This is a genomic window from Paenibacillus sp. J14, assembly GCF_000518465.1.
GTDB classification, from domain to species: domain Bacteria; phylum Bacillota; class Bacilli; order Paenibacillales; family Paenibacillaceae; genus Fontibacillus; species Fontibacillus barengoltzii.
In genome coordinates this window covers 1-14,639 of the sequence record NZ_JADQ01000019.1, presented here as the reverse complement: position 1 = coordinate 14,639, position 14,639 = coordinate 1, and the positions used below count along the sequence as shown (strand labels likewise).

Genomic DNA, 14,639 nt, shown 5'->3' with positions numbered 1-14,639 from the left:
GCTCTATCAAGATGGCAACTTTTGCTAGGTTGTGCTTCCGCATATGTCCCCGAAAAATTCCCGCAAAATTCCAACGAGTACCCTGCTCTCTTGTCCACACCGATTCATAGAAACGGAAATAGAATATATCATCCCTATGAAAAGGAGTGATAGATTTTGGCAAACCGCGATGTACGTCTTGCATTATGGTCAGGTGCTAATTTTACAGGCCGCCGGATTCTCTTCAGACGCGGCGGGGTCGCTGTCCGCGATCTGGGAGCGTTCAGATTTAATAATGCACTGACCAGCTTCCGGCTCAGAAATATTGTGCAAAGCAACCGCGTCACCCTGGTATTGTTCTCGGGAACGAACTTCCAAGGTTCGATCCGGGTATTCCGGGGCAGTCAAAATGTGGCCAACCTGGGCAACCTCGGCTTCAACAACGTAACTTCTTCACTTGTTCTCGTTGGCCGCAACCTGACCAATGCAGAGATCGCTGAAATTCAGCGTACCGGAAGACCTCCGAGAGACATCCTGATTATTAGACAATAAAGGATCACAGGCTCATCGTTGGAAGCAGAACGGAAGAAGTGAGCATGCCACCGCGTTCCTTCACCGAATGGTTTTTCCTCCTTAAATGAACGAATATAGCGAAACGCCCCGGCCTAAAGAATCGCTCTAGGCCGGGGCGTTTATTTGTGTATTATGTTGCTTTTTTACTTCGCATCTTTGTAGGTCAAATTAATGTGATTCAGGTCCGTGCTGCTGTCAAAAATAAATTCCAGCTGGTAATCCCCGCGGATGTACACTAATTTTTTCTGGGTGAGTTTACCCGTTTTAAAGGTAGAAGTCGAGTTGGGCATTCCCCATTGCTTCATCAAAATTTTTTGAGTAATGCTGCCGAGATTCTGTTGACGCTCGACTCCCGTGCCAAAGTAACGCATTTCTTGAAGCTTCTTCGACTTGTAGGAAAAGGCAAGACTAGGTTGTCCCATGGAACCATGATATGAGTCAAAGGCATTCGCCCCTGTGCCCGCTTCCTCAGGCTCACCAATAGCTTTAATGATCTCTTGACGTGTGGTTTTTCCAAGCGTAGGTGCTTTTAATGGTTTGACTTCATCTTCCGGGAATTGGCCTTTAAGGGCCGGCTTATAAAAGCTATTCAAAAAGCTGTTCACGGACTGTGAAGCTTTAGATTCCGTCGCTGTTGCAGTCTTTGCTGGCGGTGCCGCAGATACAGTCGGCAGGCTGTTCGAGATCCCAATGAATCCGAGTACTGCAGCTCCTGCGATATACAAGGCTGCCGTTTTCTTTCTTGCAGATTTATTCATGAAACCATCCTCCTGTTTTCTAGCACCTCGGATGCTGATTTTTGCTACACCCTTGTAACGAAACGAAACTGTAAAAGGTTGCTGGTAACAGGAGATGAAACCAAATGATATTCGCTGCAAATATGCTTTACCCATTCCCTCTTATGCTCCCAGGACCTCCATACCGATGCTGACCATTTCTTGTATGCGATTTTCCGTCATATCTTTCACCTGCACTTTCACCTAAACGAGCAAACCTTCGCTGAAATCAAGGAGCAACGATTTCGACCTTGATTCGATCGGGGTCCTCAAAAAATACCGCATAATGCCCCGGTCCGCCGGCATAGGGATGTCTGTCTTTATAGAGAATAGGTACCCCACGTTCTTCCAGATGCTTCGTCATCCTGTCGACCTGTTCCTTGGAGTTCGCTTGGAATGCGAGATGGTTGAGTCCCGCTCTTTTTCGATGATAGGGGATGTCTAAGTAGTTTGGTTCCGTTTGTACAAAGACCAGATAGGTAGTTCCACTTCTCCAACTCACTCCCTGATCCCAATCTTGATAGACCGAATATCCAAGCTCTTGAAAGATCCAATCCCAGAATGCTCTGCTTGTTTGGAGGTCGGATACATTGATTTCAACATGATGGATCATGATAAACTCCTTCTTTCTTATTCAAATAAATCAAGACTTAATCGGATCATATCCCTGCATTGAATTCCGTTCTCATAAATTTTTTCAGGATAGTGTCTGATAAAAAAGTCCCGATCAATCCCCGTAATTCGGAATCCGCATTTTTGATAAAGCAGCAGCTGTCCTACACTTGAGTTTCCTGTCCCGATTTCAATCGTTTTGGCGTTTTTCTCTCTTGCTTGGTCCATTGCAAACTGAATCAGTTTCTTCCCGATCCCTCTTCCCTGAAACGCTTCACGCACTGCGATGTTTACAATTTCCAATGTTCCGGGTCGTGTTGGTAGTAATACAATGACAGCAATAATCTGCTCTCTCTCGTCCAAGCCCACATAACACTGACCTCTTTGCAAATACTCCGCAATCATCTCTTGCGATGGATCAGCTAACAGTAATAGATCAAGGGGAACTTCTTCGTGATTTTCAAGTAGGCGTATCTTCACATCCATATGTATCTCCCTATAGGTTATGTCTTTCTTTTAAATATATCAGATCTGAAACGTTGTACTGCCGTTTAATATTAGTCTTTCAACTTCTTGTTGCCTAACCCTTGTTCGACCCTTCTCCGTTAGACACCAATTATCAGGCCTGGTATTTGTGTCTAATTCGTGACAATAATAATACGTTTGATATTCTCTAATCCCAATTAAGTCGAGGTTACTTGGAAATAAGTTCTAATTCCTCTTTTCGATTGTTCCATTCGATCATGACCTTAATTACTGAATCTTTTGGTGGAATTGCACCATTTCCTCCTGATAGTGCACTTATTACACCATCAACTGACAAATCCGGTAATTCTCCACTACCGCCTACCCCAATACCCTTATACGAATATTTAATTCCACTAATGTCTTTTAGATTTTTTCCTTTGTATTTTATTTTCAAGATCGTTTGATGAAACTCGCTGTTTACATGTTTGACCGTATAAGTGGAGGACCAGTTTTGACTCTCGCCTTTAAAAATAATTGTGGAGTTAGAACAACTACATAGGATCAGTATTATAGAAATGAATGCTACAAATTTCTTCAATTCATCTAGCCTCCTATACGGTACAAATAACTTTACACATCCGATTTTCCTGGTATCCATCCTACTTCTTGAGACCACAAATGGGCTCGGTGGAGAATTTCCCAAACGATTGGTCCTTTGCCTTCAACATATTTAGGCCGATCATCTTTATATAAACGCATGAGTTGATGTTTCTCTTTGGAATACTTTTTACAGTCCCCGGGATGAACCCGCAAATAATCTCTAAATAGCAGGGTCATTTGTTCTGAGAAACTCCCATGACGTCTGACATGAATATGGGTCCGTCGTTTACCTGGCACCTCACGAAAGTACTTCTTCGTCTTATCCGGATTATCTTTTCGCCAAACAAACCCTAAGGATTCGATCTTGTGCCGATACAGATCATCGGAGTCAAAATCAACAACAGAAACTTGAATATCCACGATAGGCTTCGCATCCATCCCAATGATGGAAGTGGACCCCACATGATCGATCCGAACCGCAATTTCCCCAAGAAACTTCCTTAATTGCGTGCCCATCTCAAGGAACATGTCTCTCCATTCCGGATCATACGCTGCTATTCTCCATTGATCTTCTTCCATGGTTCGTCTCCTTCAAGACCTCAACCTTCTAGTTTGTGTTACCTCTTCGTAACTTACGAAATAATAGATTTTCGATGGTTTCAGAAACGATAATGATGAATATGATGAGGGTCAAAAAGATCATTTTGGTATTTAGATCTTCTTCAATGCTTCTAAAAATGACCACGCCAAAATATACGCTGGCAGGTATGGTTATAATTAGATCAAAATGTCTCGTTACTGGTTTACTGAACATTCCAATAAGAAAGCCAAATAGAACAGCCCCCATATAAAAAAGAAAATGTAGATGTATGCCACCCCACTGAAAACATCCTAGGATTGCGACGAATTTGATGATCATTAGAAGGGTTCTTGAAATTCTAAATTTGAAAATCGATGATTTTGAAAATATACTATGTGCTTCCATCCATACAGTCCCTTCTTCTAGTTTTCACAAAACAACCCAGCCAAAGATCGCTCATATCTTAGGCTGGGTCATTGTTGTTTGAGCTCCTTCCATGATTATACATTTAGACGTAAAATTATCAATCATAAATCTGCTCTAGGGTTAAAAGAATTGTGTTATCTTCCCCACTAAAGCAAAAAGCCGTGCGGAGTATCCCTCCACACGGTCCTTCATATCGGATTTATCCCTTGTAAATTTTCCTGTAATTTCTTGATAAATGTTTGCGCCGCATGGCTAAGAAACCTGTCAGCGCGATAAATAATACCGATGGTGCGAGTTGGGCCCCTCTTGATCTTGATGGTACGTAACTCGGGATCATTCATAGATAAAATAAGTGGTAAAGGTTGAATTGTCGCGCCAATATGAGCTTTAACTAAATGAATCAGCGAAAAAGGGGTTGTCGTTTCAATAATAGGATCTAAACTGAAGCCAAACTTTCTACAACAATCATCGACTAGCTCGCGTCCAAGCGTGCCTTTGGGATACATCACAGTACTAATATGGCGAAGTTCCTCTATATCGATTGAGCTTCGATTCGCCAATTCGTGGTTCCCCGGGACGACCAGCACATACTCCTCATTGGATAAAGGAATACTCACAATTCGCTCATCTGGGAGAGGCAGGATCCCAATACCAATGTCTACCTCCATCTCTAACACTTGCTTCAAGACTTCGACGGATGTCAAGACGGTAAGTCGTACATGAGGAAATTCCTTGTGAAAATCGATTAATAATTGTGTAATTCTGTAATCGAGATCAGAAGGGATCGCTCCTATGACCAGAGCTCCACGCTGATGATTGCAGAGTTCATCAATCGCGTCCACTGCATTTTTACGGATCCTGAACATCTGGATACTGTAATCTAGCAGCAGTCTACCTGCTTCCGTTAGTACAATCCGTTTGCCAATCCGATCAAACAACGGCGTCCCCACTTCATTTTCCAATGAACGTATCTGCTGACTGAGTGTCGGTTGCGACATGCCTAATTTCTCCGCCGCTTTGGTAAAATGCAGTTCCTCGCATACAGCGACAAAGTATTCTAGTTGTCTAAGATCCATAGTTGCCCCATCTCTAAATAATCATTTGTTTTTCTTATTATTTTAATAGAAATCATTATATTGATCAATCAAATTTTATATTTTAAACTTAGCAAATATGAAAAACATCATATACAAAAACCTAAATCCGTGATATATAGGAACCCCCAAATCCAATATCACTACAATTTTTTTGTGAAAGGTAATATGTATCCCTCCCACGTAAGCGCAACAAATCGGCCGACTCGAATAATCCCAAGTAAGCATAGAGTATATCTGGGTAATGGGACGATATCACGGATTTAGGAAGAAAGTAAGGAGAGAGAGAAATGAAACGTTCAACACTTTTAGGAGTAGCCTTATTTTTGGCATCTTTAAACCTGAGGCCAGTGATTTCCTCAGTTTCGCCGCTGTTAGAGACCATTCGGGACGATCTCGGAATGAGCGCATCCTCTGCCAGTCTGCTCACCTCGATACCGGTTCTATGTATGGGACTCTTCTCCCCAATAGCTGTCAAGATAGGGCTTCGACATGGCATCGAACGGATCTTATCGATAGCTCTAGTGCTCGTGGGAGGAGCTACCTTGATCCGTTGGTTTACGCCTTCTTATACATTCCTGCTAATTACAGCACTCATCGCTGGTATTGGTATTGCATCTGCTGGTCCGCTTTTGTCTGGATTCGTTAAACGTTATTTTCCCAACCAGGTCGGCTCCATGATCGGCGTCTATTCCGTAGCAATGGTGATTGGAGCAGCCCTAAGCGCAGGACTATCCGTTCCCTTCCAAAATGCTTTTAATGGCTCTTGGCGATCCGCATTAGGGTTTTGGGCAATCCTTGCCGCTATTGCTTTGCCAGCCTGGTGGTTATTTGTCGTAAGACATGCAGAACGGAATGTTGTTCAAACCTCTTCTCAGAATAACACGGGGCGGCTGCCTTGGAGAAATAGTAGAGCATGGCTTTTGACCCTATTTTTCGGAATGATGGCAATCGCGTTCTACTCCGTTACCGCATGGCTTGCACCAGCCGTCTCAAATATGGGGTACAGTAAGGTTTATGCTGGTAACATGCTTACACTTTCTACATTGGTTCAAATTCCGGCAACATTTTTGATTCCGATGTTGATGCATCGTTTTTCCAACCGACTGCTATGGATGATTGCCTGCGCTTTGTCTAATTTAGCCGGGATACTACTTATCATCTTTTCTAGTTCACCATGGCTTGCTGCGATCCTGCTCGGCATCGGCAACGGCGGTCTCTTCCCTATCGCGTTGATGTTACCGATTGAAGAAACCTCGAACGCACAAGATGCAAGCTCTTGGTCCGCCATGACACAATCGGTGGGATATGTAATTGGGGCGCTTGGACCGATTTTGGTTGGATGGATTCAAGATATGACAAGCAGCTTTGTTTTCGCCTTCGTCGGACTTGCCGCTGTCACCGTAGCGATGATTATCGTGCAGCTTTTCATCGGATCCAAAAAGGAGTCAGACCGAGAAGTGCTGGTCGCAACCCCGGCAAGTAGTAGACAATAAAAAAGTTCGAAGCTCAGCGGCGATCGCTTCCCGATATTCTGTGGCGGGGAGAGGTCGCCGAGTTTTTTGCTGATAACATTCGAGATTGGAATTTTCAGATTTAGTCTCTACCAATTCCTTATATATCCTAATTTTTTTAGAATCATATAACTATTGGGATTTAGGTTTTCTACCGGTTCTTCAAGTGAGAAATATTTTAATTCGAGTCCTTCATCATCATTTATAGTTGGTATTCCTTGCACCTTAATCGCCTCAAATACAGCTATGGCATTATAAACTTCATCCCCATGAGGGTATTTATAGTAGAAATCTTTTCCAGATAGATTGGTTATAAAAAGTAATTCTTCAGCTCTCAATCCTGCTTCTTCAAAAAGCTCACGTCTTGCCGCTTCTTCGAAGGATTCTCCGAGTTCCAGCGAGCCACCGATAGTTCCCCAGTCATAACTATCTGTTCTCTTCTGAAGTAATACATGTCCTTCAGCGTTCTTAACTAGAACTGTCACGCCAACCAGAATGATTGGTCTTGTGCCAACCAACTTTCGGAGCTCCATGATATATCCCACTTAAGATCCTCCTAGTCTTGTCTTTATCGGTCCTTTCTATCACATAAAACTACAGATGTCTCAATTTGTCTTTCAGGAATATTCCAATACGTTTTTAATAATTTTTTCTTCTCATCAGGTAAGACAAGAGTAAAGCCATTCTTCAAATAAAATCTTATGGCCCAATCAGCCGCTTCCCACGTTCCTATCAAGATCGGTTGATTAGTCAAAGTAGTCAAATGAGACAGTAGCTTGGTACCTATTCCGCTGTTCCGTTGGTTTGTTCGTACATACGCATGCCTGATTAAGGATACTTCTTTCTTATCTTGAATCCCCATAACTCCCAATAATTTATTGTTTTCTTCATAACCCCAAAACTCAACTCCATCGCTGATTTCATGATTCAGTTCTTCCATTGACATATAAGGTTCATGATACCTGTCATCTGGTATTACTCCTTTATAAGCCCTTGCTGCATCGTTTATTATCAGATAGATTTCTTCCACATCCATACGGTTACACATTCTAATCATGATATAGGTACACCTCCATGAGAATTAACGTTTTCCAGGTGGTATCATATACTCGAAAGGCTTAAGTAAGGCGCAGCACAACCCGTCGATAGACACTCTTTACCCGAGTTATTTACTCATCAGATGATTCGCTTTTTCTATGAGTTCATTCCATGAGTTACTGTAGCTTATATTGTAACCCCACCCAATATCTCTTAGATTTCTTCTCAGTTCTTCAAATGACCTAATTTCATATTCACTAATCTCATGATTCGGAAACCCTGAATATTCTGGTAACATTTCAAAATAATGTTTCAACCTTACTAATATCTCTTCATCCTTAGTTGATAATCTTCTCAAATCATTTCCTACTTTTTGGGTAAGAAATATCCCCTCTACCACATCTTCTACCTTTTCAATCACATTGCTAGGTTCATCCCAATTGTTGTCCATCTGGAACGCTATAGCGCCCTCTAACTGAATGATATTATATGTTATATTTCTAAAACCAACCTCAGACATTACTGTATATGCTTGAATATTCCTGTTATAAATTTGGATACTAAAAACTATTACTATGATTACAAGAATTACAATACTCAAAAGATATTTTCTCTTCATACTCCCTCCTTATTTAATGTGTTGTGTCGATTTCACATAACGTCTCTCGTATTCACGAAATCCAATAGGGAGTTGTCCGCAGCTCCGTTTTCTCCGAAATCTCGTCTGCAAGACCGAGGGCCGTTAGGCCCGATGCTTGAATATCATGTTATACGAAAGGACACTCTTCTTGAGTTGACTATAAATAAAGTATTGGTTGTTTAATATCATGTTTTAACCTAGAAGGATGTCTTGGGTGACCGTATTTAGATTTCTTTAAGCAATAAAGGTCATAACCATGACTTTTTAACATCTCAATTACCTTTTCATTACGTCCACCAAAGAAATGATTACATCCCCAAGCTAAGATAATCTGATCGGCTTTTTGGGCGGCATCTAGTATGTATCGATCGGTTTCAGGTCCAATTGGATCTAATTGAGTCGTTTTCAATACTTTGGGGTTGGTTGAGATCAGACTATATAGATTCACTACTTCAAAGGACCCAAATTTGAATTCTTTAGCAAAGTGAATGCATTGTCTAGAAGTCTGATCTTCTGTGGTCTCGTCAGCTGTGCTTGGATTTAGCATTACATACAATAAAGAAGGAAGAGATGTATCCCAAACGCGTGATAATAGATATCGATAATTGCCTGTATTATCAAAGATCGCATTTAGCTTCATTGTATTCACTCCCAAATTAACATTGTTCTTTCGTATACCGTTTTTGTATGAACGGATTCGAAAGCCTTAAGTGAGCGCCAGCCAACGGGTTAAAGAATTTGGATCGCAGTAATTGTCCAGCTGATTCGCTTCTTGGCTTCTTAACTTCGGCCCGGACCAAGGACGCCAGCCTGCAGCAAGAAAATGGTGTTACTTGAAACTTTGGTTTATTCTTGTTGATTATTATTAAACTTCTCTTCAAATTGCTTATTTCTCAATTTAATTTCTTCTAGTTGATTTTTTATAATATTTGAGCTCTTAATCAAGTAAATAAATCCACCAAGGATACATAATGCTCCTATCCAATAATTAAGTGATAAATTAACATGATAATTCTCGGGGGAATATGAACCATCGGCAGCGGACTGGTACGCTGCAAATCCTATCTTTGGTATTACTTCTTCAACGATTTTAGATATTGTGATAATACAAATACCTAAAATAATAAAAATTAATGAGTACCTAAATTTAATGTTTTTCATGAGATTCACCGACCTTGAATTGAGATATTCTATCGCACTTCGGGGCTTTCAGATAACGTTCTTGCATTCACGACGCCCCACCACCTTAAGTGACCGAAGGGAACGGCCGCGATGCGATTAGGTGGTGCAGATGTGGTCATGGTAATCACTTCTCCGAATTATCTTCCGGGACCGAGACGGCTTGTCCGCCGATGCGTGAACACATTGTTAGATGATGCTTGCGGACCTCTCTGAACTACCTACATTCATTTCTTGGCAACAAAGGTTATACAATCAGTTGTCAGTTTTACCGGTTGTCCATTTCTGTCGATCTCATATTCTAATTGTTTTACAAATCGGTTTTTAACTTCCCATCTAGCATACTGATGATCTAATAATTCCATCATTCTTTCTGTAGATATATTCACTTCAAACATTGGGTCTAGTTCTTGTCCATTTTCTAGGTTTATTTCTTTTATGTTCGATCCGATAATAATACAATTGGTTCCATTTGTTTTAGTTCCAAAAGTCATTTCATTAAGTTTTCTTTCCAATGCTCTCTCCGAACTTACATGTTCCAAGGCAGATACAGCTACAATAATGTCATACTCCTCTTGTTCGATGGAGAATTGCTCAATGTCTGATAATCTTGTCTCAATATATTGTTCGACCCCAAATTTCTGACTATAAAAATGCAATTTATCTATTGCGGATTCCAATAGATCAACGCAGATTACTTTTCCACGTCTATTCTTCATGGATTCAGCAATGGGGATGCTATTCCGACCAATCCCCGATCCTAAATCTAGTACACATAAGTATTCTTGATCTTTGTAATCTTCTAAAAGATCGATTACCGTTTTAACTGGTCTGTGTAGCCAGGAACCTGGCTCAAATAAATTATAATTATCGTAACAGAAGTCATGATATTTCTTTTCTTCTGATCTTATATTCGCTATCCTGTCCAAACCCTCACCTCAAGCTTTCTGCAAGTTTCATCTAACGTTCCCGTATTCACGACGTCCCACCGACTTAAGGCACCGCCAGGTGCCGGCTGCGCTTGCGCAGTTAGTCGTTGCGGATATGTCCGGCTGATCCCGCTTCCCCGAAACTGAAATCCCCTCTTCGACTTCACTTCTAACTCCTGCCGGACCGAGAGCGTATGCCCGATGCGTGAATACTGTGTTATCTGATGCCGGTGCCTTCTTCGAGTTACTAACTCCATTCCCTTAGGTGTATCTAATGTTATAATGGTTATAATTAGATCTTGAAAAGAGTTGGCAAAATGGCTGTAAATAAAGAACGATTTTATGAGTTGCTTGATCGACTATCCGATAAAGATCTTGAGTTGGTTTCCGAATTGATGGAGCGCCTCGCCAATATTCCCGTGAATAGAGAAATCCCTCTCGATGATGAACCAACAACTCAAGATGAATTAGATGCCATAAAGGATGCTCATGAAGCTTACTTAAGAGGTGAATTAATTAGCCTTAAGGATGTTGAACATGAATTACGAAATTAAGTTCCTAAAGGATGCCTTTAAGTATCTTCAAAAGCAGGATATCACAACTCGAAATCGCATTCTGGATCACTTAAAAATTCTTTCTGAAAATCCAAGACATCCAGAGCTCGACATAAAAAGAATGCAAGGTATGGAAAATCATTTTCGGCTTCGTGTTGGATCCTTTCGTGTGATTTATTCAGTAATTGATAATGAACTTATAATAATTGTTGTAAAGATAGGATCTCGCGGTGACATATATAAAAATCTTGATGGCACTTAAAGTACAAGTGTCATTTATTTTGCCTCGCACCGGTTTCAGATAACGGTTCCGCATCTACGACACGACCCGGCCTTAGATAGCTATTATCTTAGGCCGGGTCGTGTGTTGTCTGAATATTCTTCCTTGCTTACACATCTGACAACCAAGGGGCGAATGACCCGCAGCGTAGATGCATTGTTATACGACGGGGTCCTTCTATGAGTATCCCCACATCGTTTACTGTTATTATTTATCAGGCGTGTATTCAATCAAATCTGATAATTTGCACTCAAATGTATCACATAGCTTTAATAATGTTTCTAATTTGGTCGTTTCAATATTTATTTCTTTATACAGTTTGTTAATCGAATTTCTACTCAGTCCAGATCTGTTCATTAATTCTGTTATATCATCAATTCGGTGTTCAGCCATAAGAACTCTAATATTGCACCTTATCAAGCAGACTCCCTCCCATGATCAATATATTATATCTCAAAGTTATTTTTATCAATTAGAAGTCATCATTTCACCTTATAGAGCTTATTTTTTTCTTTACAATTAACCCCATAGGGATATATAATAACCTTATAGAGTTAATAAAAGGAGGGAAGTCATTGATTGAATCTTTAGAAGTTTTAGCTGAGCCTTTAATTCGCCATCGTTTAGAACCGTTATACTCAAACTCAGAACTTGAACAATTTTCTTCGGAATGTGAGCAGTATCTAAAAATCATTCGAGAGTCGCTTCCCGATAACCTTCAACATACCCTATTTCTTTATGAAGACGCTCTAACTTCATTGCAAACTATTTTGGAAAGTAAAATATATTTGCAAGGATTTAAAGATGCACTATATCTTTTTAATGAACTACATATTCAAATGAATTAAGGGCCCTCCGGGCCTTTTTCTTTTGCACTTCAGACCCTGTCGTATAACGTCCCTCGTATTCACGAACCCGAGAACCTTAAGCCCCAACGGGGCGGCCGCGATGCGGTTAGGTTCGCAGGGTTGTCCGCCTGAACAGCTCCCTCGAAAATTCCTCTGGCGGACCAAGAAGCCGTCAGGCTTCGCTGCGTGAATACGGTGTTATATGACGTATGACTCTTCTTCGGGTAGCAAACACGCATCCCCGCATCATAGTAAAGACTTCATATCATCTTCATATTTTTGATAGTCTGTCCAACCTAATATATCAATTACTTCTTTTGCTAAATTCCTTAGTGGTACAGTTGGATAACCTATATTATTAAAACAAGTAATTAAAAAATCATTATAGTTTCCTTCTTCAAAATGCATAGCCTGATTTCTTCCTTGCCATATGACGTTTTTTAAAACATCTTTTCTGATTTGCCTACCATCAGGACAATTTTTTATTCCATTATGTACAAAACTAATCCCTTGCTTGGCAATTTGTAGTAGCGCTCCTGAAAGAGCACTAATTGAATGTTTTTTGTTTTCAATCGAATCTTTAATATTATTTATTTCATCTAAAATAGGAATTAGAATCCTCTGTTGATATTCTGCTTGTTTATTAAAAGCATGCATCATTTGAAATTCATTAAAATGATCGTCCGGATCGAATTCTTTTCTTCTGAAATCTTCATAGAGAACATCATGATGTTTTTTTCGCTCTTCATACAATATTAAAAGGTTATTTAGTTGATTCTCCTCAAATCGAATAAGTTTTATTAGTGATTCGGCAGCATATTTAGTGTCAAGTATGTATTGATTCATATTCATCCCTCTCTGTCATATGTCATATAACGTTTCTGTATCTACGAACCCGAAAGGCTTAAAGGAGCGTAGCGACTGGGTGGCTCCGCCACTTAACCTTGCAGGGTTGTCTGCCTGAATCCGCTTCTCCGAAATCCCTCGGGCAGACCAAGGAGCGAAAGCGACGAAGCGTAGATACAATGTTATACGAAGGACTTTTCATCATTGAATTTACTTAAAAAAAATGTCTTTTATATATCCTCCAATAAATCCAGCAACGATAGCTGTAAGTGCTATCTTCGAAAGATCCCACCAAAAACTAATTGTTTTTTGCTTTTTCTCTCTTAGTAAACGTTCAATCTGCAGATTCATAATCCTCTTTGATTCTTTTTTAAAATGTTCTAATTTCAAGTAATTGGGTTCATGGCTTGTAAGTTTCGTCGCTTCACCAAATAACAATATACTTTGATTTTCAATTATTATATTTATTTGCTTCTTTAGTACTATGATTTCTCCCTTTTTAAGCAGTTTTAACTTACTAAATTCCTCAATATTACTAATAATCTGATTGTTTAGTTCTATGAATCCAGAAGTAATAATATCATCACTTGCAAATGCTGCTGTTAGCATATTCCTTCTATTTAATTCACTAATTGTTCTCCCTATAGCATCTTTGATTTTATATTCAATAATAATTTCTAAATCTTCGATTAATTTAGTAAACTTCATCGACTTCTCCCATACTTATATTTATTCAAAAGTCTTTCGTATAACGTTCCCGTATTCACGACGCGACCCGGCCTTAGATAGCTCCTATCTTAGGCCGGGTCGTGTGTTGTCTGAGCTTCTTCCTTGATTATACATCTGACAACCAAGGGGCGTAAGCCCCGCAGCGTGAAGACAGTGTTAGCAGAAGTTGCTTACCTCTTAGAACTCTCTACCAAACTTTTCTTTATATAATTGCTTTAGTATCAGTGTTAATTCACTATTGTTTTCACAATATATTCCATTCATATGGTGTGGGGTAAAATCTAATTTGACGTTACTCTTTTCATAAAACTTTAACCGAAATAACCATCCTGTTCGTCCTTCTTGGTTTGTATCCGGTATTAACTTTATATCTTTAATGTTTTTTATTATTGTTTTTATCTCTTCATTATTTGATACAGTTTTGCTTTCTCCTGAAGAACCGTCAACTAATTCAATTTGATCTATGCTTTTAACATCTCCGGGGTACAACTCAGCAAGTGTAATTGGTTTTAATTCTGTTATTGGTTTGCCATCATTACATCCAGTTAGAGAAATACAAACTAACAGGATTAAAAATGTTAAATGTATCTTCATGGTTTAACCTCTCTTTGGGCAATTTCTGCTAACGTATCGTGTTCCCGACGTCGAAAGGCTTAAGCCGCTGACCCGTCGAGCGCAGCGAATCAGGTTGCCGGGTGGCTCCGCCACTTAGCCTTGCAGACGTGTCCGCCTGAATTCCCTTCCTTGCTACTGAATTAGCACCGTAATGATTCCACTTCATATATCTTCGGGCGGACCTTGCGGCTACAGCCGCGTTGCGGGAACATTGTGTTATCTGCCGTCGTTCTTCACTGCAATTTCTTTTTACTNCCTTTATTTCTTTTATATACTTCTATGTATCCTCTTCATGATGTTTCATCGTTATTAACTCACGACTCTTACTGAACCAAGTCCTAGCTACTGCTTACTTCTTT

General features: G+C 40.1%; 21 protein-coding genes. 5 read left to right on the top strand and 16 right to left on the bottom strand.

What is annotated here, in order from left to right:
* Positions 1-156 precede the first annotated feature (156 nt).
* Positions 157-531 carry a hypothetical protein gene (locus M891_RS0109315; RefSeq protein ID WP_016310993.1) on the top strand — a complete coding sequence of 125 codons (375 nt, stop codon included), beginning with the start codon at positions 157-159 and terminating at the stop codon, positions 529-531.
* 164 nt (positions 532-695) lie between these two features.
* Here M891_RS0109315 and M891_RS0109310 read toward each other — a convergent pair whose 3' ends face one another.
* The 6 genes from M891_RS0109310 to M891_RS0109280 all read right to left on the bottom strand — a co-directional run bounded on the left by M891_RS0109310 (position 696) and on the right by M891_RS0109280 (position 5,090).
* On the bottom strand, positions 696-1,310 hold the full coding sequence (locus M891_RS0109310) for a YjgB family protein (protein ID WP_028538631.1): 615 nt from the start codon (positions 1,308-1,310) through the stop codon (positions 696-698).
* A gap of 247 nt (positions 1,311-1,557) precedes the next feature.
* Entirely contained in the window at positions 1,558-1,941 is a 384-nt protein-coding gene (locus M891_RS0109305; protein WP_028538630.1) for a VOC family protein, read from the bottom strand.
* A 17-nt stretch (positions 1,942-1,958) separates the two neighbouring features.
* Positions 1,959-2,420 carry a GNAT family N-acetyltransferase gene (locus M891_RS0109300; protein WP_028538629.1) on the bottom strand — a complete coding sequence of 154 codons (462 nt, stop codon included), beginning with the start codon at positions 2,418-2,420 and terminating at the stop codon, positions 1,959-1,961.
* A 214-nt stretch (positions 2,421-2,634) separates the two neighbouring features.
* Positions 2,635-3,006 carry a hypothetical protein gene (locus M891_RS0109295; RefSeq protein ID WP_016310989.1) on the bottom strand — a complete coding sequence of 124 codons (372 nt, stop codon included), beginning with the start codon at positions 3,004-3,006 and terminating at the stop codon, positions 2,635-2,637.
* 32 nt (positions 3,007-3,038) lie between these two features.
* Positions 3,039-3,587 (bottom strand): GrpB family protein, encoded by a 549-nt coding sequence (locus tag M891_RS0109290; RefSeq protein WP_028538628.1) that lies wholly within the window; start codon positions 3,585-3,587, stop codon positions 3,039-3,041.
* Between the two features lie 615 nt (positions 3,588-4,202).
* Complete coding sequence (locus tag M891_RS0109280; RefSeq protein WP_028538626.1) at positions 4,203-5,090, bottom strand: LysR family transcriptional regulator; 888 nt, start codon at positions 5,088-5,090, stop codon at positions 4,203-4,205.
* Positions 5,091-5,398: 308 nt separating this feature from the next.
* Here M891_RS0109280 and M891_RS0109275 point away from each other — a divergent pair, with 308 nt between their 5' ends.
* Positions 5,399-6,604 carry an MFS transporter gene (locus M891_RS0109275; protein WP_028538625.1) on the top strand — a complete coding sequence of 402 codons (1,206 nt, stop codon included), beginning with the start codon at positions 5,399-5,401 and terminating at the stop codon, positions 6,602-6,604.
* 107 nt (positions 6,605-6,711) lie between these two features.
* Here the strand turns inward: M891_RS0109275 and M891_RS0109270 are convergent, their stop codons facing one another.
* The 6 genes from M891_RS0109270 to M891_RS0109245 all read right to left on the bottom strand — a co-directional run bounded on the left by M891_RS0109270 (position 6,712) and on the right by M891_RS0109245 (position 10,408).
* On the bottom strand, positions 6,712-7,167 hold the full coding sequence (locus M891_RS0109270) for an NUDIX hydrolase (RefSeq protein ID WP_016310986.1): 456 nt from the start codon (positions 7,165-7,167) through the stop codon (positions 6,712-6,714).
* 23 nt (positions 7,168-7,190) lie between these two features.
* Positions 7,191-7,679 (bottom strand): GNAT family N-acetyltransferase, encoded by a 489-nt coding sequence (locus M891_RS0109265; RefSeq protein ID WP_028538624.1) that lies wholly within the window; start codon positions 7,677-7,679, stop codon positions 7,191-7,193.
* Positions 7,680-7,787: 108 nt separating this feature from the next.
* Positions 7,788-8,279 carry a hypothetical protein gene (locus tag M891_RS0109260; RefSeq protein WP_028538623.1) on the bottom strand — a complete coding sequence of 164 codons (492 nt, stop codon included), beginning with the start codon at positions 8,277-8,279 and terminating at the stop codon, positions 7,788-7,790.
* Between the two features lie 178 nt (positions 8,280-8,457).
* Complete coding sequence (locus M891_RS0109255) at positions 8,458-8,940, bottom strand: DUF1643 domain-containing protein (protein ID WP_036699890.1); 483 nt, start codon at positions 8,938-8,940, stop codon at positions 8,458-8,460.
* Between the two features lie 206 nt (positions 8,941-9,146).
* Entirely contained in the window at positions 9,147-9,461 is a 315-nt protein-coding gene (locus M891_RS0109250) for a hypothetical protein (RefSeq protein WP_028538621.1), read from the bottom strand.
* A 245-nt stretch (positions 9,462-9,706) separates the two neighbouring features.
* Positions 9,707-10,408: a class I SAM-dependent methyltransferase gene (locus M891_RS0109245; RefSeq protein ID WP_028538620.1), complete on the bottom strand. Its 702-nt coding sequence runs from the start codon at positions 10,406-10,408 to the stop codon at positions 9,707-9,709.
* Between the two features lie 317 nt (positions 10,409-10,725).
* On the opposite strand from M891_RS0109245, the gene M891_RS0109240 reads away from it, so the two are divergent.
* Together M891_RS0109240 and M891_RS0109235 are read left to right on the top strand one after the other, a co-directional pair.
* Positions 10,726-10,962, top strand: a complete 237-nt coding sequence (locus M891_RS0109240) for a hypothetical protein (protein ID WP_016310982.1) — start codon at positions 10,726-10,728, stop codon at positions 10,960-10,962.
* Positions 10,946-11,224 carry a type II toxin-antitoxin system RelE family toxin gene (locus M891_RS0109235; protein WP_016310981.1) on the top strand — a complete coding sequence of 93 codons (279 nt, stop codon included), beginning with the start codon at positions 10,946-10,948 and terminating at the stop codon, positions 11,222-11,224. Before M891_RS0109240 ends, M891_RS0109235 begins: the two co-directional genes overlap by 17 nt.
* 225 nt (positions 11,225-11,449) lie before the next feature.
* Here M891_RS0109235 and M891_RS23625 read toward each other — a convergent pair whose 3' ends face one another.
* On the bottom strand, positions 11,450-11,662 hold the full coding sequence (locus M891_RS23625; protein WP_036699887.1) for a helix-turn-helix domain-containing protein: 213 nt from the start codon (positions 11,660-11,662) through the stop codon (positions 11,450-11,452).
* A gap of 155 nt (positions 11,663-11,817) precedes the next feature.
* On the opposite strand from M891_RS23625, the gene M891_RS0109230 reads away from it, so the two are divergent.
* The gene (locus tag M891_RS0109230; RefSeq protein ID WP_028538619.1) at positions 11,818-12,090 is read left to right on the top strand and encodes a hypothetical protein; all 273 of its coding nucleotides are present in this window, start codon (positions 11,818-11,820) and stop codon (positions 12,088-12,090) included.
* A gap of 246 nt (positions 12,091-12,336) precedes the next feature.
* Here M891_RS0109230 and M891_RS0109225 read toward each other — a convergent pair whose 3' ends face one another.
* The 3 genes from M891_RS0109225 to M891_RS24610 form a co-directional block, all read right to left on the bottom strand.
* On the bottom strand, positions 12,337-12,936 hold the full coding sequence (locus tag M891_RS0109225; RefSeq protein WP_028538618.1) for a hypothetical protein: 600 nt from the start codon (positions 12,934-12,936) through the stop codon (positions 12,337-12,339).
* A 210-nt stretch (positions 12,937-13,146) separates the two neighbouring features.
* The gene (locus tag M891_RS0109220) at positions 13,147-13,644 is read right to left on the bottom strand and encodes a hypothetical protein (protein ID WP_028538617.1); all 498 of its coding nucleotides are present in this window, start codon (positions 13,642-13,644) and stop codon (positions 13,147-13,149) included.
* A 198-nt stretch (positions 13,645-13,842) separates the two neighbouring features.
* Positions 13,843-14,259: a hypothetical protein gene (locus M891_RS24610; protein WP_051416890.1), complete on the bottom strand. Its 417-nt coding sequence runs from the start codon at positions 14,257-14,259 to the stop codon at positions 13,843-13,845.
* Between the last annotated feature and the right edge of the window lie 380 nt (positions 14,260-14,639).

What these genes read in the sequence shown, in the direction of transcription:
- M891_RS0109310 (WP_028538631.1), bottom strand. Translation starts at nt 1,310, where the DNA reads ATGAATAAATCTGCAAGAAAGAAAACGGCAGCCTTGTATATCGCAGGA.
- M891_RS0109305 (WP_028538630.1), bottom strand. Translation starts at nt 1,941, where the DNA reads ATGATCCATCATGTTGAAATCAATGTATCCGACCTCCAAACAAGCAGA.
- M891_RS0109290 (WP_028538628.1), bottom strand. Translation starts at nt 3,587, where the DNA reads ATGGAAGAAGATCAATGGAGAATAGCAGCGTATGATCCGGAATGGAGA.
- M891_RS0109280 (WP_028538626.1), bottom strand. Translation starts at nt 5,090, where the DNA reads ATGGATCTTAGACAACTAGAATACTTTGTCGCTGTATGCGAGGAACTG.
- M891_RS0109275 (WP_028538625.1), top strand. Translation starts at nt 5,399, where the DNA reads ATGAAACGTTCAACACTTTTAGGAGTAGCCTTATTTTTGGCATCTTTA.
- M891_RS0109265 (WP_028538624.1), bottom strand. Translation starts at nt 7,679, where the DNA reads ATGATTAGAATGTGTAACCGTATGGATGTGGAAGAAATCTATCTGATA.
- M891_RS0109260 (WP_028538623.1), bottom strand. Translation starts at nt 8,279, where the DNA reads ATGAAGAGAAAATATCTTTTGAGTATTGTAATTCTTGTAATCATAGTA.
- M891_RS0109255 (WP_036699890.1), bottom strand. Translation starts at nt 8,940, where the DNA reads ATGAAGCTAAATGCGATCTTTGATAATACAGGCAATTATCGATATCTA.
- M891_RS0109250 (WP_028538621.1), bottom strand. Translation starts at nt 9,461, where the DNA reads ATGAAAAACATTAAATTTAGGTACTCATTAATTTTTATTATTTTAGGT.
- M891_RS0109240 (WP_016310982.1), top strand. Translation starts at nt 10,726, where the DNA reads ATGGCTGTAAATAAAGAACGATTTTATGAGTTGCTTGATCGACTATCC.
- M891_RS0109235 (WP_016310981.1), top strand. Translation starts at nt 10,946, where the DNA reads ATGAATTACGAAATTAAGTTCCTAAAGGATGCCTTTAAGTATCTTCAA.
- M891_RS0109225 (WP_028538618.1), bottom strand. Translation starts at nt 12,936, where the DNA reads ATGAATCAATACATACTTGACACTAAATATGCTGCCGAATCACTAATA.
- M891_RS0109220 (WP_028538617.1), bottom strand. Translation starts at nt 13,644, where the DNA reads ATGAAGTTTACTAAATTAATCGAAGATTTAGAAATTATTATTGAATAT.
- M891_RS24610 (WP_051416890.1), bottom strand. Translation starts at nt 14,259, where the DNA reads ATGAAGATACATTTAACATTTTTAATCCTGTTAGTTTGTATTTCTCTA.